General features: G+C 50.7%; 17 protein-coding genes and 1 pseudogene. 12 read left to right on the top strand and 6 right to left on the bottom strand.

The genetic code is table 11. The features are described 5' to 3' along the window. Positions 1 to 5 precede the first annotated feature (5 nt). From FPG75_RS20705 to thiH, 5 genes are all read left to right on the top strand, one after another. Positions 6 to 608: a thiamine phosphate synthase gene (locus FPG75_RS20705; RefSeq protein ID WP_143309484.1), complete on the top strand. Its 603-nt coding sequence runs from the start codon at positions 6 to 8 to the stop codon at positions 606 to 608. Next, the gene (locus tag FPG75_RS20700) at positions 584 to 1,336 is read left to right on the top strand and encodes a hydroxymethylpyrimidine/phosphomethylpyrimidine kinase (RefSeq protein WP_143309482.1); all 753 of its coding nucleotides are present in this window, start codon (positions 584 to 586) and stop codon (positions 1,334 to 1,336) included. The genes FPG75_RS20705 and FPG75_RS20700 overlap by 25 nt, the downstream gene beginning before the upstream one ends. Continuing rightward, positions 1,333 to 1,962 (top strand): thiamine phosphate synthase, encoded by a 630-nt coding sequence (locus tag FPG75_RS20695; RefSeq protein WP_143309480.1) that lies wholly within the window; start codon positions 1,333 to 1,335, stop codon positions 1,960 to 1,962. The genes FPG75_RS20700 and FPG75_RS20695 overlap by 4 nt, the downstream gene beginning before the upstream one ends. Before the next feature lies 1 nt (position 1,963). Next, positions 1,964 to 2,737 carry a thiazole synthase gene (locus FPG75_RS20690; RefSeq protein WP_143309478.1) on the top strand — a complete coding sequence of 258 codons (774 nt, stop codon included), beginning with the start codon at positions 1,964 to 1,966 and terminating at the stop codon, positions 2,735 to 2,737. Positions 2,738 to 2,843: 106 nt separating this feature from the next. Further along, on the top strand, positions 2,844 to 3,950 hold the full coding sequence (gene thiH, locus FPG75_RS20685; protein ID WP_143309476.1) for a 2-iminoacetate synthase ThiH: 1,107 nt from the start codon (positions 2,844 to 2,846) through the stop codon (positions 3,948 to 3,950). 398 nt (positions 3,951 to 4,348) lie between these two features. Here the strand turns inward: thiH and FPG75_RS20680 are convergent, their stop codons facing one another. Continuing rightward, complete coding sequence (locus FPG75_RS20680; RefSeq protein WP_143309473.1) at positions 4,349 to 4,807, bottom strand: ferritin-like domain-containing protein; 459 nt, start codon at positions 4,805 to 4,807, stop codon at positions 4,349 to 4,351. Positions 4,808 to 5,019: 212 nt separating this feature from the next. Between FPG75_RS20680 and FPG75_RS20675 the strand changes: the two genes are divergently transcribed. The 6 genes and pseudogenes from FPG75_RS20675 (at position 5,020) to FPG75_RS20655 (ending at position 14,738) form a co-directional block, all read left to right on the top strand. Beyond that, positions 5,020 to 5,502, top strand: a complete 483-nt coding sequence (locus FPG75_RS20675; RefSeq protein WP_143309471.1) for a copper resistance protein NlpE — start codon at positions 5,020 to 5,022, stop codon at positions 5,500 to 5,502. A gap of 105 nt (positions 5,503 to 5,607) precedes the next feature. Continuing rightward, complete coding sequence (locus FPG75_RS20670; RefSeq protein WP_143309469.1) at positions 5,608 to 7,206, top strand: DUF6377 domain-containing protein; 1,599 nt, start codon at positions 5,608 to 5,610, stop codon at positions 7,204 to 7,206. A gap of 392 nt (positions 7,207 to 7,598) precedes the next feature. Further along, positions 7,599 to 10,553 (top strand): SusC/RagA family TonB-linked outer membrane protein, encoded by a 2,955-nt coding sequence (locus tag FPG75_RS20665; RefSeq protein ID WP_143309467.1) that lies wholly within the window; start codon positions 7,599 to 7,601, stop codon positions 10,551 to 10,553. Between the two features lie 24 nt (positions 10,554 to 10,577). Then, positions 10,578 to 11,204: pseudogene (locus tag FPG75_RS26375) on the top strand (RagB/SusD family nutrient uptake outer membrane protein); the annotation flags it as partial. Next, positions 11,202 to 12,131, top strand: a complete 930-nt coding sequence (locus FPG75_RS26370) for a RagB/SusD family nutrient uptake outer membrane protein (protein ID WP_394348568.1) — start codon at positions 11,202 to 11,204, stop codon at positions 12,129 to 12,131. The pseudogene FPG75_RS26375 and the gene FPG75_RS26370, both read left to right, overlap by 3 nt. 135 nt (positions 12,132 to 12,266) lie before the next feature. After that, a complete protein-coding gene (locus tag FPG75_RS20655; protein ID WP_236652857.1) occupies positions 12,267 to 14,738 on the top strand; it encodes a glycoside hydrolase family 31 protein in 2,472 nt (823 codons plus the stop codon). A 97-nt stretch (positions 14,739 to 14,835) separates the two neighbouring features. Here FPG75_RS20655 and FPG75_RS20650 read toward each other — a convergent pair whose 3' ends face one another. Next, positions 14,836 to 16,413, bottom strand: a complete 1,578-nt coding sequence (locus tag FPG75_RS20650; RefSeq protein ID WP_143309463.1) for an amidohydrolase family protein — start codon at positions 16,411 to 16,413, stop codon at positions 14,836 to 14,838. A 136-nt stretch (positions 16,414 to 16,549) separates the two neighbouring features. On the opposite strand from FPG75_RS20650, the gene pth2 reads away from it, so the two are divergent. Then, positions 16,550 to 16,945 (top strand): aminoacyl-tRNA hydrolase, encoded by a 396-nt coding sequence (pth2, locus tag FPG75_RS20645; protein WP_201747994.1) that lies wholly within the window; start codon positions 16,550 to 16,552, stop codon positions 16,943 to 16,945. A 3-nt stretch (positions 16,946 to 16,948) separates the two neighbouring features. Here the strand turns inward: pth2 and FPG75_RS20640 are convergent, their stop codons facing one another. Genes FPG75_RS20640 through FPG75_RS20625 form a run of 4 tightly spaced genes read right to left on the bottom strand, consistent with a single transcriptional unit; the run spans position 16,949 to position 18,790 of the window. Then, positions 16,949 to 17,155, bottom strand: coding sequence for a YwbE family protein (locus FPG75_RS20640; protein WP_143309461.1), 207 nt, complete (start codon positions 17,153 to 17,155; stop codon positions 16,949 to 16,951). A 40-nt stretch (positions 17,156 to 17,195) separates the two neighbouring features. Then, positions 17,196 to 17,798, bottom strand: coding sequence for a hypothetical protein (locus FPG75_RS20635; RefSeq protein WP_143309459.1), 603 nt, complete (start codon positions 17,796 to 17,798; stop codon positions 17,196 to 17,198). Further along, positions 17,788 to 18,291: an RNA polymerase sigma factor gene (locus FPG75_RS20630; protein ID WP_143309457.1), complete on the bottom strand. Its 504-nt coding sequence runs from the start codon at positions 18,289 to 18,291 to the stop codon at positions 17,788 to 17,790. Before FPG75_RS20630 ends, FPG75_RS20635 begins: the two co-directional genes overlap by 11 nt. Positions 18,292 to 18,301: 10 nt before the next feature. Beyond that, positions 18,302 to 18,790: a TraB/GumN family protein gene (locus FPG75_RS20625; RefSeq protein WP_143309455.1), complete on the bottom strand. Its 489-nt coding sequence runs from the start codon at positions 18,788 to 18,790 to the stop codon at positions 18,302 to 18,304. Positions 18,791 to 18,819: the final 29 nt, after the last annotated feature.

Here is an 18,819-nt window from a genome sequence, read left to right as displayed (position 1 = left end):
GCGCCATGATCTGGATTGTCACCTCACCTGAACGTATATACGAAGAAGCGCGTATCCTTCCGGAGCTGCTGGATGCCGGCGCCACACGCCTGCTGCTGCGCAAGCCGGAATGGACCGAAGATGAACACCGGCAACTGCTGGACGGGATAGACCCGGTGTACTATCCACGCATCATCGTCCGTGATCATTACTCCTTGTACCACCAGTACCAGCTGGGAGGCGTTCATTGGAGCAACCGCACCCGCAGCCTGCTCAGTCCGTGGCAAAGGCGCGCCAGTATACAACAGTATCCGGAAAGCAGCACCGGCGTGCATTCCATCCTGGAATTGCTTGCGCAGGACGATGGTTTTCACACGCTGCTGCTCAGTCCCGTTTTCGACAGTATCTCCAAGAGGAGCTACCAGGGCCGTTTTGCAGGACCGCTGCCCGACAAGGGCGGCCGGCGCGTACTGGCGCTGGGCGGCATCGGCGCACATAATATCGGGTTACTGAAACAATGGCATTACGACGGCGCAGCATTGCTGGGCAGCATCTGGCGCGAGCCACAGCAGGCCGTCTTTAACTTTCAACAGATACTCGCCGCATGGAACAGGAGCGACCATATGTGATGACGCTCGCCGGCCTCGACCCCAGCGGGGGCGCTGGCCTGCTGGCGGATATCAAAACTTTTGAACAACACCGCGTATACGGTTTTGGCGTATGCACCGCACTCACCGTGCAAACTGCGTCGCGGTTTATCAGCGTTGATTGGCTGCCGCTGCCGCAGATCATGGCACAGGCACAACCACTGCTGGCTGCACATACGGTGCGCTATTGCAAGATCGGCATCATGCCTGATGTGCAGGCCACACAAGCATTGGTACGCCAACTGAAGGAGCTGGCGCCCGGCATCCACATCATATTGGACCCTGTGCTGAAAGCCTCCGCTGGCTTCACTTTCCAGGCATCGGTGCAACAGCAGGCCTGGCAACAGCTCCTGCGGGATATCTACCTGCTCACGCCAAACTATAACGAAGCCTTGCTGCTGAGCGGCGCCCGCAACGGCGAAGAGGCCGCCAGGGAGCTTTCCGCACATTGCGCCGTATTGCTGAAAGGAGGCCATCGCACTGGCAAACCTGGCTACGATACTTTGTATACAGCAGGAGAAGAGCATCAGTTTGCGCCCGGCCCCGGGCCCGTATGGCCCAAACATGGTTCGGGATGCATACTGTCTGCCGCCATCACCGCCTCGCTGGCAGCAGGGCTATCGCTGATACCCGCCTGCGCTAACGGGAAAGCATATACGGAAAACGTATTATCCAGTCATTCATCACTTACAGGATATCATTACAGATGATCAACAGATTACATTATATCTCACAACAAACCGGAACCGGTACACATACCGATCATATCCGCGCGGCCTGCGATGCCGGCTGCCAGTGGATACAGCTGCGGGTGAAACATCAGTCGGAGCAGGACGTGCTGCCGATGGCAGCTGCTGCCCGCAAGATCACGGACTACTACAAAGCCGCCCTCATCATCAACGATTTCCCACGTATAGCCGTCAGCGTTGGCGCAGATGGCGTACATGTAGGCAAGAACGATATGACCGTAGCTGCCGCACGCGCCATCACCGGCCCGGATATGATCGTAGGCGGCACCGCCAACACTGCTGCCGATATTTTTCAACACGCAGCCGACGGCGCCAGCTATGTAGGCGTGGGGCCTTTCCGCTTCACTACTACCAAAGAAAACCTCAGCCCCATACTGGGTTTGGAAGGCTATAAGGCCATCATACAGGCACTACAAGAAAAACGTATAGCCATTCCTGTTATCGCCATCGGGGGAATATTGGCGGAAGATATTGATGCATTGATGCAGACCGGCATACATGGCATCGCCGCCAGCGGCATGATCACACATGCCACAGAAAAAGGCGTATTGGTACAACATCTCTACAAACAATTAAACGCATATTGACATGCAAGCACTCAACATAGCCGGCAGGGCATTCAGTTCCAGGTTGTTTACCGGCACAGGTAAATTCTCTTCACCAGAAGTGATGGAACAAGCGCTGCTGGCCTCCGGCAGCGAACTGGTGACCGTAGCGCTCAAACGGGTAGACCTGCAACATCAGTCGGACGATATGTTGCAACATCTCCATCATCCGCAATGGCAGCTGTTGCCCAACACTTCCGGCGTCCGCAATGCCAAAGAGGCCGTATATGCGGCACAGTTAGCCCGCGAAGCGCTGGAAACCAACTGGATCAAACTGGAAATACATCCCGATCCGCGTTACCTGCTGCCCGATCCTGTGGAAACGCTGGAAGCCACGGCAGCATTGGCCAAGCTCGGATTCATCGTATTGCCCTACATCCATGCCGACCCGGTATTGTGCAAGCGTCTTGAAGACGCGGGCACCGCCGCAGTGATGCCTTTAGGCTCTCCCATTGGCAGCAACCGCGGGTTGAAAACGTATGATTTCCTGGAGATCATTATCGCGCAAAGTAAAGTGCCCGTGATCGTGGATGCTGGCATTGGCAGTCCCTCACAGGCCGCGCAAGCCATGGAGATGGGCGCCGATGCAGTGCTCGTGAATACCGCCATTGCCGTAGCCGGCGATCCCGTGCAAATGGCCGCCGCCTTCAAATCCGCCGTGGAAGCGGGCCGCATGGCCTATGAGGCAGGCCTGCCTGCCAGCGGCCGACAAGCGGTGGCTTCCAGTCCGCTCATTGCGTTTCTGGATGAGGTATGATGAGTATCGCCCCTACGGGGCTTAACGTAGCGCAGACGGCATTTTATCCCGGGTTTCACCCGGGGGCGATATGCCAATAATTTTTTACACAACATAATTCAGGAATATGTTCATAGATATTTTCCAACAACATGAATGGGACGATGTAAAAAACAGCATCTACGCCAAAACCGCTGTCGACGTGGAACGGGCGCTGCAAACATCCAGGCGCAGCCTGCATGATTTTGCAGCGCTGATCTCCCCGGCCGCGGCGCCCTACCTGGAAACGATGGCCAACATGAGCCACCAGCTTACCTTACAGCGATTTGGCAACACGATGCAATTATACATCCCGATGTATCTTTCCAATGAGTGCCAGAACATCTGCACCTACTGCGGTTTCAGTTTCGATAACAAGATCGCGCGCCGCACGCTCAGCGGCGCCGAGATATTACAGGAAACGGCCACCATCAAAGCGATGGGCTATGATCATGTACTGCTCGTAACCGGAGAAGCCCACCAGACCGTAGGCCTGGACTATTTTCAAAAAGCCCTGACCCTCTTGCGGCCGCATTTTTCCAATATCTCCATGGAAGTACAACCCATGGATGAAGCAGATTATGCTGCACTGATCCCGCTGGGCTTGCATGCGGTGCTTGTGTACCAGGAAACCTACCACCAGCACGATTACCGGAAACACCATCCCAAAGGCCGTAAATCAAGTTTTGAGTACCGGCTGGAAACGCCCGACAGGCTTGGAAAAGCGGGCATCCACAAAATGGGCTTGGGAGTGCTCATCGGTTTGGAAGACTGGCGCACCGACAGTTTTTTCACGGCGCTGCACCTGCAATATCTCGAAAAGACTTACTGGCAAACAAAGTACAGCATTTCATTTCCGCGGCTGCGTCCTTTCTCCGGCGGCCTGCCGCCGAAGGTGCCAATGAATGATCGCGAACTGGTGCAGCTTATCTGCGCCTGGCGCCTCTTTAACCAGGAAGTGGAACTGAGCATCTCCACCAGGGAAGAAGAAAAATTCAGGGACCATATCATCAAGCTGGGCATCACCGCCATGAGCGCGGGTTCCAGAACCAATCCCGGCGGCTACAGCGTGGCGCCACAATCGCTGGAGCAGTTTGAAATATCGGATGAACGGAGTGCCGCCGCCATAGCAGCCATGTTACGCCGACAGGGTTATGAGCCGGTATGGAAAGACTGGGATCATGTATTAGCATAGAACAGGGCCGTTTTAGACGGCCCTGTTTGTTTTTCATAGATGGTCATAAATATTTACAAGGATGACTTCTCTCAATCTTTATAAAGATAAATAACCTGTACCGATCATCACAACTTGCAAAACAAGATGAACAAAATGAACAAACAGGCGCCAATTGAATAGCTGGCGGCCATTCCGGCGGATGTCCGTATAGTACGCGAAACAAAAAAGGGCTGCCTCAAACGATGAAGAAGCAGCCCTGTACCTAAAATCCCGTAGTTGCCATATTACTTATTAAGATAAGCATGATTGGAACATCATATGGTCAAATGTAGTATGGTATTCCTGAACAACCATCCCTGATCCTAACTTGAACAAAAAGAATAACCCGCCAAGGAATGCACAAAAAAGATCGCTTGTCAGCGGTGTGCATGGGCCAGGTCTCTGAATGTTTTGATCGTATCATGCGCATCCCGGAGCACGGCCCGCTGGCTCGCGATGATCTCGCGGATGTAGTAGGGCATGGGCGTATCGCTCTTCAGAGCGTCTGTATAGGCGCGCTGGGCGGCATCCTCACCGAACTCGCAGGAGGAAAGGATCGCGTGGCGGTCCTTACCGCTGAAGGCCGTTTTCACATCCATCCATGTGCGGTACAGCATTCCTGTAGTGATATTTGTTCCCACACTGCTAGCCATTGCCGCCAGTTCATCGTTCAGCCGGTGGGCAAAGTTGCGACTGTCGTCCATCATTTGCTGAAACAAAGCTTTGAGGTCGGTGTCGTCGGTTGCATCGCAGGCGTGTTGATATTCTTCCACCCGATCGTTATTGATCTTCACAAGATCTCCCAGCAGGTCTATCAATTTTTCTTTCACAAACATGATCGAAACTTTTATAAATGACATCAATAGTTTTTTCAATGACTGTTTTTCAAAAATGCGACCATAACAAAAACGCGGGTATCGCGACGCAGCCCGCTTTTCACAGATAGCTGAGGCCGTCCTTTTTTATCCCGGATGGTGGAATCTCTTCTACACGCAATTGTAAACAACAGCGGCCTGTTGCTGTTATTATTATTGTTAAACCAATTTTTATGAAACACCTGCAATTGCTGGCAGCCAGCCTGTTATTACTGACGGCAAGCGCGTGCCACCATGCCAACACCGTTGCCGGTACCGCCGACAGCTCCCATAGCGGCAATACCGCCGGCGCCGACAACTGGGTCACTTACACTGGTATACTGCCATGCACCGACTGTAACGGTATCCAAACAGAGCTGACCATTCATGAGCAGCCTTCCAACCCCGACCCTGACTATGCCTTCCGGCTCAGGGAAACCTACCAGGGACTGGGCGGCAAAGACCAGACCTTCAACAGCGAGGGCACCTACAGCATCGTGAAGGGGAGCGCCACCGACCCCGACGCCGCCGTGCTCCTGCTAAATCCGGAAAAAGACAAGAACCTCCAACGCTATTTCATAAAGGTGGGCGACCGGGAACTACGCCCGCTGGACGCCCAGCTGCAATCCATTCCCAACACGCCCGTACTGAAACGGGGCAACACCGGAACACCCTGAGGGCCGGACAAAAATTAATCTCCACAATTCCCCAAAATCTTCATGATCATGGCCAAATTCCCTTAAATTTAGCGCTGCCATTATATAATACCCACTACTGAAAATATGAAGCGCATTTTAGGTTGCCTGATCTTATTGATTTCAATGTGCACCTCTGCAAGAGGGAACAGCCGTCAGGACAGCCTGCTGAAAGTACTGAACCAAACGATGGAACGGTCGGCCCAGTACGATTCGATCAAACTGCGGCGGGTAGACAGTACGCGGCATTCGTTGGCCGGCGCAGGTACCCCGGTACAGCGGTATAATATCTATCAGCAGCTGTACGAAGAATATAAGGTCTTCAACTTCGACTCGGCCTATGTATATGCCCGCCTCTTGCAACAAGTAGGCGAGCAATTGAATGATCCTGTGCGCATCATCAACGGGAAAGTGAAGCTGGGCTTCATTTTGCTGTCGTCGGGAATGTTCACCGAAACCGCCGCCTTCCTCAATACCCTGGAAGTGACCGGCATGCCGGACAGCATCCGGGTACAGTTCTACCTCGTGAAGAGCCGCTTCTTTTCTGATCTCGCAGAATATAACCAGGACAAATATTTTTCACCGGAATATGCACGTAAAGGCATGGAGTATATGGACTCCGCACTACACCTCATGCCTGTGAATTCTTTCGAATACCGCTTTCACAAAGGAGAGCAGCTGTACAAGACTGGTAACCTTACGGCAGCCCTGGCCTTCTTTCCCAACCTCGACAGTCCGGATGTAACTTACCGCCAGCTGGCAGTTTCGGCCTGTGCGCTGGGCATGATCTATATGAAGGCGCGCCAGCCGGATACTGCTATCATGCTCATGGCCCGTTCGGCCATTGCGGATATTCAGTCGTCCACGAAAGAGACTATGGCCATTTATACCCTGGCCACTTACCTGTTTGAGCGGGGCGATATTAAAAATGCTTCACATTATATTGAAAGGGCTATTGCCGAAGCGGTGTTCTATGGCGCCCGCCAGCGCAAAGTGATGGTGAGCAGCATCCTGCCGATCATAGAGCAGGAGCGTATCAATACGGCGGAAGAGCGCAACCGCTCCCTCCTTATTTATGCGGCCATCGTTACCCTGCTGCTCATCGCCCTGGTGGTGCTGGCTATTACCGTGTTCCGGCAGGTGCAGAAGCTGAAGATAGCCCAGCAAACCATTACAGCAGCACACCTGCGGCAACAGGAAATCAACAGCCAATTGGAAGAAGCCAATAAGATCAAGGAAGAATACATCGGTTACTTCTTCAACATCAATGCTAATTATATTGGCAAGATAGAGAAGATAAAACAGTCATTAGAGCAGAAAATCGCCGATAATAAAGCAAACGAGATCAAATTCCTGGTAAATAACATCAATATCCGGCAGGAGCGGGATGAGTTATTCACCAATTTCGATCGGGTGTTCCTGCGCATATTCCCTCACTTCGTAGATGAGTTCAACGCCCTTTTTGATAAAGAGAACCAGGTAGTGTTGAAGGAGAACGAGTTGATGAATACCGATATCCGCATCTTCGCATTAATTCGTATAGGCATCTCCGATAATGAGAAGATCGCCCACATTTTACAGTACTCTGTGAACACCATCTATGCCTATAAAACCAAGATCAAAAAACGCTCTCTCGTCCCCAATGATGAGTTTGAGACCCGGATTATGGCCATAAAAGCGCTGTAAAACTGTCTCATACCGTCGATATATGTAAAAAATATATTTGTTTGTATTTTATTGATTATCAATAATGTGTTTCTTTATAATTGGGAAATGAGGGTTTTATTTTCTATATTCGGATTGTAAAAGTTGTTGACCTGCGCGTTCGTTTTTTACTTTGACCATAGGTAATTTTCAGTCATACAAAAATTGTGAGAACCAAAATTTAAAAGAGCAAAGCACATTAAATTTTTATCAAGATCCACGTTTGAACGACAGGTAAAATCCACGTTGTTTTAAAAGAGCATGTAAATCTTTCGCAACGAACACCCTAGACGTTCACTTGAATTTTTATTGGCAAACAGCATTAAATCCACGGTAACGGAACAGTCTTTAACTGATTTCAAAAAATCCACTTTATGACCAAAACACGACTTCTCAAGCATTTATTCCTGTGCACGCTGTTGTTATTGGTACAGGGCTATGTAGTAGCCCAGTTCAAAACCATAACAGGCAAGGTAACGGATAACAATGGTGCTGCTATCCCCGGCGCCTCCGTTCAGGTAAAAGGAACCAAAACGGGCACCTCAGCGAATGCAGACGGGGTGTTTAAACTATCGGCGCCCGAAACAGCCAATGCGCTGATCATTTCTTTCATCGGGTACAAAACACAGGAGGTGAACATCGCTGGCAAATCCAACCTGGATGTAGCCCTGGTGCAGGAAAACACCACCCTCACCGACGTAGTGGTGGTGGGTTATGGTACCACCCGCAAGAAAGACCTCACCGGTGCGGTGGCCTCTATCAAGGCGGCCGACTTCAACCGGGGTATCACCACTGCGCCCGATCAGCTGATCCAGGGTAAGGTGTCTGGCCTGATGGTGCTGAACAACAGTGGCGCTCCCGGTGCTGCCGCTACCGTAAGGATCAGGGGCGTATCGTCTGTACGTTCAGGCAACCAGCCACTGTACGTGATCGACGGGGTACCCCTCGATGGCCGTGTGGCACGTCCGGATGTTAATGCGAACGGCCTGGGTCAAACCCCTACCTCCAACCCGCTCAACTTCGTCAACTCTAACGATATCGCCTCCATGGATGTACTGAAAGATGCTTCTGCTACTGCCATCTTCGGTTCCCGTGGCGCTAACGGTGTGATCATCATCAATACCAAGAAAGGCACTTCCGGCCCTGCCAAACTGGATGTGGCCTATTCTGCCGGCTTCAGCAACATTATGAAAAAACTGAAAGTGCTGGATGGCGATGAATATCGTTCCGCATTGAAACAATACAATCTCACAGGTGGCGATTTCGGTTCCAGCTCCGATGCAATGGGCTCTATCCTCAGAACGGGCGTTACCCAGAACATCGGCGTAGCGGTGAGCGGCGGCAATGAAAGTGGCCGCTACAGGGCCTCTTTCGGCTACCAGGATCAACAGGGTATCATCCGTAAAACAGGACTGAAGAAATATACCGCTACCCTGAGCGGCCAGAACAACTTCCTCGAGAGCAAGAAGCTGGGCCTGGATTACAATATCATGGCGGCACATACCACAGAGCAGCTGGCGCCGATCACCAACGATGCCGGCTTCACCGGAAGCCTCATTGGACAAGCTTTGCAGTGGAACCCCACCATGCCGATCAGGAAAGCTGATGGCTCGCTCAATATCCTTGCTGCTGGTCAGCCAATCAACCCGCTGGCCATGTCAGAAGCATATGACGATAAAGCTAACATCAACTATGTATTGGCCAGCCTTTCTCCCTACTATCGTTTCAATGACGACTGGGAGCTGCGCACACAATATAGCGTGAACCACCAGGCAGGTACCCGCCGTTCACAAATCGCCTCTTTCATTAACATCGCAGGGGTGCAGGACCTCGGCCAGGCCTATTTCGGCCAGAACGAGCTGACCAGCCAGCTGTTCAATACCACCCTGAACTTCCACCGTCAGGTGAGCAAAGCCATGTACCTGGACGCCTTGGTAGGTTATGAATACCAGAAGTTCGATTACTATGGCGTAGCCCTCGGCGGATTAGGCTTCCCTACTTATGCAGTGGATTATACCGACATCCTCCAGGCGCCCACACAGGCCAACACTTTCATGAGTTCATTCCGCAATCCTACTTCCGAACTGCAATCCTACTTCGGAAGAGTGAAACTGAACTTCTATGAAAAATACCTGCTGACCGCCACCATGAGGGCTGACGGTTCCAGCAAATTCGGTTCTAATAACAAATATGGTTACTTCCCTTCATTCGCTGCCAAATGGATCATGAGCAATGAAGAGTTCCTGAAACATAATGATTTTGTACAGAACCTCGGTCTTCGTGTAGGCTATGGCGTTACTGGTAACCAGGAATTCCCGGCAGGCGCCGCTCAGGAGCAATATGCCCTGGGAGCCTCCGGTAGCGCGGGTCTCAGCAATGTGGCCAACCCGAACCTGAAATGGGAATCTTCCAAACAGTTCAACGCCGGCGTAGACTTCTCCATCCTGAAAGACCGCCTGAGCGGTAGTGTGGACTACTTCTACAAAAACACCAGCAACCTCCTGTTCAGCTTCCCGGCTATCCAGCCCGCTCCCGCATCTAACTACTGGATCAACCTGCCCGGTAACGTGATCAACAACGGTGTGGAAATATCATTGAAAGGAGATGTGGTAAGACATAAAGATTTCACCTGGACAGTAGGCGCCAATGCCACTTTCCTGCATAATGAGTTGAAAAACTATTACGGTCCTCCGGTGCTGACCGGCTCTATCAGCGGCCAGGGCGTATCCGGCGCCACTTCACAGCGCCTCGCCAATGGTTACCCGCTCAATACTTTCTATGTGCGCAAGTTCCTCGGTTTCGACGACAAAGGCCAGGGTATCTATGCGGACAATGGCAATACCTTGTATTATCTCACCAATCCTAATCCGAAAACATTGCTGGGTATTAACACTGAGCTGACCTACAAAAAATGGGTACTGGCTGCCAGCGCACACGGCGCCTTCGGATTCCAGGTGTATAACAATACTGCTAACACCGTATTGCCAATCGGCAACCTCGGTTCCAGGAATATCGCGAAAGCCTTGCTGGGCAACAATGAGAGCCTGTCTAACCCGATCACCGTTTCTTCCCGCTACCTGGAAAACGGCAATTTCATCAAACTGGATAACGTTACCCTTACTTACAATATCGGCAACGTAGGCAAGGTGCTCAAAAATGCATCCGTGTATGTAACCGGTCAGAATTTGTTCGTGATCACCAAATACACCGGCTTCGATCCTGAAGTAAATACAGACAAGAACGTGAATGGCGTTAGTTCTTTTGGTATCGAGTACTCTCCGTACCCGACTGCCAGGACTGTGATGTTCGGCCTGTTGTTCTCTTTATAATCCATTCACCAAAAACAAAAAATCATGACTTACAATAAAGTTCGAACTGCCCTCATAGCTGCCTGCTGTATCAGTTTCGCAGCGTGTAACCTGAACGAGAAGTTAGGGTCCACGCTCACCAAATCACAGGCAGATTCCGTGATCAAAGTACCTTCGCTGCTGAAAACAGCTTACGATAATTTGCAGATGCCCTACCAGGACTTCGGCAACAGCTGGGGCCTCAGCGAGATGACCACTGATGAAGTAGTAGGCCCTACCCGTGCCGGCGACTGGGACGATAACGGCGTATGGCGCGCGCTCCACCAGCACACCTGGACAGCAGATCATGCACACGTACAGAACGCCTTCAGCAACCTGCTGCTGGAGCAGTTCTCCGCTACCAATGTGCTCAACTTCCATCCGGATGCAGGCCAGGCGGCACAAGCCCGCTTCCTGCGCGCCCTCTCCATGTTCACCGTAGTGGACCTCTGGGGCCAGGTGCCTTTCAGAAATCCGCAGGATACCCTGCTCAATGCACCCCGCGTGATGAAAGCCGCCGAGGCAGTAGACTTCATCACTTCTGAACTGAAAGCCATCATGCAGGATCTGCCCGACAGGCCCGCAACACCAGCTTATGTAGCCAATAAAGACGCCGCACGCGCACTGCTGATGAAATGCTACCTCAACAAAGGCGCCTTCCTCAACAGGCAATCGCCCACTTTTGATGCAGGCGATATGCAACAGGTCATCAAGTATGCCGATGACATCACTAACGGACCAGGTGGTTATAGCCTTGCCAACAACTACTTCGACAACTTCGCGCGTGACAATGATTTGAAATCGACCGAAAACATTTTCACGCAACAGAACGGACCAGGATTCAGCACCGTGCGCAGTGGCAACGCCACCTATGCGCGCTGGAAATTCACCCTGCACTACAACCAGAACCCCAGCGGCTGGAACGGCTTCGCTACCTTGTCTGACTTCTACGACAAATTTGAAGCTGCCGACACCAGAAGAGGCGGCTCATATGCAGGCGTAACCGATGTTTCCGGCTTGCTCGTTGGCTTCCTCGTAGGGCAACAGTACGATGTGAATCACAACCCGCTGCAAGACAGAAAAGGCAACCCGCTGATCTTCACCCGCGACGTACAACTGAAAGAAACAGGTTCTAACCTGGAAGTGACTGGTATCAGGGTGATTAAATATCCGCCTGATTTCGCCACTTCAAAAAATTCAAAAGATGGTAATGAGGCCAGCAACGATTATGTATTCTTCCGCTATGCAGACGTGCTGCTGATGAAGGCCGAAGCGCAGCTGAGAACCGGCAATGCCGCAGGCGCACTCCTGATCGTTAACCAGATACGTGTGAAACGCGGCGCCTCACCGCTGCCAGCGCTCACCCTCGATAACCTCCTCGATGAAAGAGGCCGCGAACTGTATTGGGAAGGCTGGCGCAGACAAGACCTCATCCGCTTCGGAAAATTCCTGCAGCCATGGCAGCTGAAACCAACAGACGACCCGAAATATCTTTTGTTCCCGATTCCTACCAGCGACCTCGCTGTTAATAAAAACCTGGTGCAAAACCCGGGTTACTAAAAAATATGGATCATACTCCCCGCACAGGGAGTATGATCCTTTCAATCCCGCCACCACAGCAAATTTTCACATGATCGCGCATCAGCATACCGGTGCGGAAGGCGGGCTTTTTGTTTTCAAAAATCTGGATCTCTCATGTACACAAAAAAAATGCTAGGGCTACGCAAACAGTTATCCACAGCGGCTTTGCTGCTGGTACACTTCTGCGCCGCCGCTCAAAGCCCGGTGAAACAGATCGGGAAAGTAGAAAAAGTGAATATCTCCGGTCAGCAGATAAAGATCAGTGCCGCTAACGCTTACGCAGAAATCACTGTGTACAGTCCTTCAGTGATCCGGGTACGCATCGACAAACAAACATTAGGACCGGATTTCTCTTATGCTGTAATCGCGAAACCGCAGACCACTGCCGTAAAAACAGCGCAGGACAGCCGTGAGATCAGCATCAGCACAGACTCGCTACAGGTGCGCATCAGCAAAGATCCGTTTGCTATTAAATTCCTGACGCCATCAGGAGAAGTGATCAATGAAGACGAAACCGGTCTTACTACCTCCTGGGTAGGAGAGGAAGTAACGACCTATAAAAAAATGCAGGAAGGAGAGCGATTCATCGGCCTCGGAGAAAAAACCGGTAACCTCGACCGTAAAGGTGAAGGCTATACGAACTGGAACTCCGATGTGTTCGGATACGCCGCCAACCGCGATCCTATCTATTCCACCATTCCATTCTATATCGGTATCCATCATCATCTCAACTACGGCATCTTCTTCGATAACACCTTCCAGAGCGATTTCAATTTTGGCGCCAGCAACAACCGTTTTTCTTCTTTTGGCGCGAGGGGCGGGGAGATGAATTATTATTTCATCTATCATCCGCAGCTGGTGAATATCGTGAGCACTTATACTGCGCTCACCGGCCGCATGCCGCTGCCGCCCATGTGGAGCCTCGGTTATCAACAGAACCGATACAGCTATTATCCCGATACAGAGGTGATGCGCATCGCTGAAACTCTGCGTGAGAAAAGGATTCCGGCCGATGGCATCACGCTGGATATCCATTATATGGATGCCTATAAATTATTTACCTGGAATAAAGACCGCTTTCCACACCCCAAAGCGCTTACCGATAAATTGAAAGAGATGGGCTTCCATCTCACAGTGATCGTTGATCCGGGGATTAAAGTAGAAGAGGGTTATCCTGCCTATGAAGACGGAAAGAAAGCCGATATCTTCATCAAATACAGCGATGGACAAAACTATACCGGCCAGGTATGGCCCGGCTGGTGCCACTTCCCGGACTTTACCAGCGCCAAAGGCCGCAACTGGTGGAAGGGGCAGATAAAATCGTATATCCGTGAGGGTGTGAGCGGCATCTGGAATGATATGAACGAGATCGCCACCTGGGGACAGAAGATGCCATCCAATGTATTGTTTGATTATGAAGGCCATCCCATCTCGCATTTGCAGGCACACAATCTCTATGGCCTGCAAATGGTACGCGCCAGCTACGAAGGCGCAAGGGAAGAATTGAAAAAACGCCCGTTCCTGCTCACCCGCGCCGCCTATGCCGGATCGCAACGCTATAGCGCCCTCTGGACGGGCGACAACCGCGCCGAAGAAGATCATATGCTGCTCGGCGTAAGATTGCTAAACAGCCTGGGCATCAGCGGCATGGCCTTCACCGGTATGGATATCGGTGGCTTCACCGGTAATCCTACAGTAAGCCTGTATACCCGCTGGATGCAGATCGGCGCCTTCATTCCGTATTTCCGCAACCATACCGGTGTAAATACCAAATCCGCCGAGCCCTGGGCTTTCGGGGAAGAAGCGCTGGAGATCACACGCAATTATATCAACCTGCGCTATCGCCTGCTGCCATACCTCTACAGCCACATGTATGCCGCATCGCGTACAGGCGTTCCCGTTATGAGAACGCTGGCGCTGGACAACACTTTCGATCCGCAGGTATATGATACCCGCTACCAGAACCAGTATTGCTTTGGCGATGCCTTTATGGTGGCGCCTTTCGAAAGCACCAGGGATTTCGGCAAAATATATTTCCCGGAAGGCAAATGGTATAATCTCTACACCGATGCCGTGATTAACGGCCACCAGGAAGTGACCGCAGAACTGGGCATCAAAACTTTGCCGGTATTTGTGAAGGCAGGCAGCATCATCCCGATGCAGCCACTGGTGCAGTCTACCACGGAAAAGCCGGCAGATACCCTCTCCTTGCATATCTACAAAGGAGATCATGCCAATACTTTCGTTTATTATGAAGATGACGGAGAGAGCTTTGATTATGAGAACGGTAATTACTATAAACGCAGTATCACTTATGATCCCGCAGCAAAAAAAATCACACTTGATAAGGTGGAAGGCAGCTACAACAGCAGGTTCCGTCATATAAAAATACTGTTGCACGGCTTCGACGATCAGCAACGTATATCCGTGAACGGTAGTGCGCAAACGTTGCAGCAAACAAGTCATGCATTCCTGTCGCCCATTTCAAGGTTTGATCCGCAAGGGTCTTTCGTTCCGGCAGACAGCTGCATGGTGCAGCAACTGGTCATCACTAACAACAACCAGCTTATTAACGTGGATTTATAAGAGCAGAACGGCCTCCTTGTTTATCGGGGAGGCCCTTCTCATTTAAGAATTTGAGGATTTGATCAGTGGGGTACTATCGGCAACGGTTACACGATTATCATCGCTGAAAAAATGATTTTACAAAATCATATCCGTTCTGGTAAAACAGTTGCCGGGTGAAGAGATCGAAATCGAATGTGCTGGCCCATTCACTGGAATCCGTCAAGGCAGCGGCATAGATGCGGAAGTTGGCATCAATGTATTGTTTGAGATCATGCATGTCTTGTACCGTGGAGAAATTGATGAAGGGATTGATCAGTCCATCAAAATCGGAGCCGATGGTGATATGGCGTTGTGCCTCTGCGAGCGGGATTTGTGCCCGGTAGCATACTTGCAGGAAATGCTTCAGGTGCAGCAGCACATGATCATAGAAATATTCATTTCTGGCGGGCAGGCTGCCTTCGGCGGAGTCTTCGATATCCTGCATGGAAACGCAGTCCTGGTCAGAGATCAGTGAGCCATGGGCATCGGGGAGGCCCAGCGCCGTCCACTCCGTTTTAGAGAAATATTCTTTATCTACAATCAGGCTACTATCATCATGTATGCCGGTAGGGCGGTCGTCGTACTTGCTGACGTAGCCTAATATCCGGCGATCCATTGACAGGCCGATCATACCGCCATGTTTTACGATCCACACAATTTCTTCATCGAAGAGGTTGATGGTAGTCATGTTAAAGGCAGGCGCCCCGGGCCTTTGCGGGGAATTAGCTACCTGCATGGTTTTGGCCATTTCTATGTACCACACATCATCTATCGTTCTTCTTTCCCACATAAAGCCGGGCCATTGTGAAAACGGAATGCCGGTAAAGCCCGTGTGCGTGCAAACCAGCGGCATGGTGTTGCTGTATTTGCCGGCATCGATCTCGTTGCGGAGGTCGAGGCGGCTTTTATAGCTCATATGTTTGAGGTCTACATGAATACCGCGATCCATGATGCCTTTGATCACTGTGCGGCCATCGTCTTCCAGGCCGTTGCCGTGCGGATAGAATGGTTTCACATCAGCGATCTGCATACCGAAAGCATGGTTGCAAAGGCTGGATTGCTGCATATGTGTGACATTGATCGCGAGCACCTTTGCCTTTTGCAGCAGCAGATCGAGGTTGGAGAGAATTTCCTGCGGATCGTAACGCTGTGCTGGCAGTTGCACGGCGTTGATCGTATTAACAAAGGTGTGGCATCCTTCTACTATAAAGAATACGCTCACCTTATTTTTTGGCAGCGGGTTATTGAAACTCTGGTTCGTGAGAATATTGAACGAACTGCTGGCCTGCAGGTAACTATTGAAGGTGCGGGTGATCGCAAAATCAGTATAGGAATGGAACTTGTTGTCGGCGATATCCTGTAACAGCTGCAAGGATAATTTATGCTGCGAGCTGCCTTTGAGATAGGGGCGCAGGGGTATTACGGCGGAGGCCAGGTAACTTTCCAGGCCATACAATACAGCGCCTACAATCACCTCGTCGCTGAATTCCGCCAGCTGGCTCTGATGTATCTGTGTTTCAATGATATTGGGCAGGTCGGTACATAAACGCGGGATGCCGGCCACATCGCCCGGGCTGATAATGGCATCGATGTTAGGATTTTCATCAAACAATTGTTTCAGGATGACATGCGTATGGAAATCGAAATACTGCATTATAAACGGATTTAGGGGTTATGGAGATGGATACATCTCTCACGAATATCCGTTTTTTTCGTGAATGATCAAAGTAGCCGCCACTGCTGTTTTACAGCGGCAAAACCTGTAAATTAGCAGCCTAAACAGCAGTAGTATGGCATCCAGAACTATCAAACAGGTGATCGTAATGCGCAAGGACCTGAACATGCGTAAGGGTAAGATGATTGCGCAGGGAGCACATGCTTCCATCGCATTTTTAACCCGGCAAGCCACGGTGGAAGGGCATACCTTTCAAACACATTTGCGGAATCCTGAAGAGGTGAGTGAATGGATGACCAAAGGATTTACCAAGATCTGTTTATCGGTAGATTCTGAAGAAGAGCTGGACCGTATCTATCGCCTGGCGGTGGAAGACGGGCTGAATGCCACGCTGATCACAGATTCCGGCCTTACCGAGTTTGGCGGTGTGCCTACCAAAACCTGTTGCGCCATTGGCCCGGACCTCAACGAATCGATTGACCGGATCACCAAAGACCTGAAACTGTTATAGTGATCAATCTTCCTCTGTAACATTGATCTCATCTACACGGCCTATCTGTCCATCTTCCAGGCGTACTTTGATGCCCCTGGAATGAAAGGGCGCCGATGTAAGGATATCTTTCACAATGCCATAGGTGCGTTTACCCGTGCGCTGATCCTTTTTAAGGATGATGGCCACTTCGAGGCCAGGGTATATATCATTTCTGTTTCTTCCGTGCATAATGGCAAAGGTACGTTTTTAGCGATTTTTATAGCTGCCATCATTTTTCTTTGAACTCATCCAGCACTTTCTTGATCTCTTTCAATGGCGCTGCGTAGTAATATTTTACCCACCATTCGGTAGCAATGATGATGAACACAAAGAGTATGATTGCCGATGCCAGGAAAACGTAACGCATGATCTCCCGTTTCATTTCATGGCTGGACCAATGGGTTCCAAATAACAAGAAAAACACGATAGCTACCGCCAGCGGCGACAAGGCATAGGAGCAGGCCTTGTACATCTCTATCCCTAACCTGATATCGTAATACGTTTCGTATAGGCTATCACGTGAGTTCAGCGTCACTGGGTTTATTCGTTTATACAATGCGCGGAACGCGAGAAAATAGCGCAGGCAAACCAGCACCAGCAATGCATACACCGCATAGAAGGGCGCCACAAAGGCCGTATCGAGATGAAAGATCTGCGGATAAAAACCAATAACTACAATACCCCCCGCCTGCACGATGCCTTCATGATACATGCGTTGCTTGATAGAGGTAAGCGTAAGGCCTGCGGGCTTGAGCTTGCTCAGGTCATCCGGCATTGGCGGGTTCCCGCCGTTGTCGTTATTCCAGGCCGCTTGTATATCGTCAAAATTCATATCCTTGTTGTTTAATCAGTTCTTTTAATTTGTTTTTAGCCCTATTGAGCTTCACTCTTGCGTTTACTTCCGAAATACCGAGGTTATCTGCAATCGCTTTGTGGGAATAGTTTTCGAGATGATAGAAGATCAGCGCTTTTTCCAGCCTTTCCAGTTTTTGCACAACCTGGTAGAAGTGTTGTAGTTGCAATTCCCGCGTAGCCGAGGGACTTTCTTCCTGCATGATATCTTCCGGCACCTCAGCGGAGGCATGCGGCTGCCGCTTCTCTTTCTTGAAGAAGGAGATCGCTGTATTGAGCGCCAGTCGGTACATCCAGGTGGAGAAGCTGCTTTGTTCCCGGAAGGAGTCGTACGATTTCCAGAGCTGGTAGATGATCTCCTGGAAAAGATCCTGCTGATCATCAGGGGTATCCATATACATCTTCGATATCTTATGGATAATTCCCTTATGAACAGCAATGAGGTCAAGAAATTCTTTTTCCTTGTTTTTCAAGTGGGCCGCTTTATTTCATCACAGGAGTTACAATATAGCCTTTCGCCCGCAATAAAGCAATGACGCCCTTTTCGCCGGCAAGATGCCCTGCGCCTACCGCGAAGAAATTACTTCGCTGTTGCAGCACGGCCGGCATCCGCTCCACCCAATTAGCGTTGCGATGGAACACCAGCCAGTAGTTCATGCTATCATCCGCCATGGCGGGACCCGTCAGCATCTTATAAACTCCTTGAATATTTTCCTGTTTGTAGTCGCTCACCAAACCTGAAATAACAGATTTATACTTATCAACGTAGCGTATGGAGCGAAGCGTGACTTCATCTGTCATGCCTTTATTGAAATACTCTATCTGTTCCGACATTTTCTCCATCACGGCAACGGGCATGTGTGTCAGGCCCTTGCCACTGATTTCCCAGAGCAGGGATTTTTCCTGCGAGGCTTGCTGGGCGAGGGCGCCAAGGGATGCGAGTAGCAGCAAGGCTACTATGATGCGTTTCATGGGTTGAGAGGTTTTGAAGAGTTAGTAGG

It is taken from the genome of Chitinophaga vietnamensis (assembly GCF_902167635.1).
Classification (GTDB): domain Bacteria; phylum Bacteroidota; class Bacteroidia; order Chitinophagales; family Chitinophagaceae; genus Chitinophaga; species Chitinophaga vietnamensis.
Note: the sequence above shows the minus strand (reverse complement) of the source record. Positions and strands in the feature narration are given on the sequence as shown.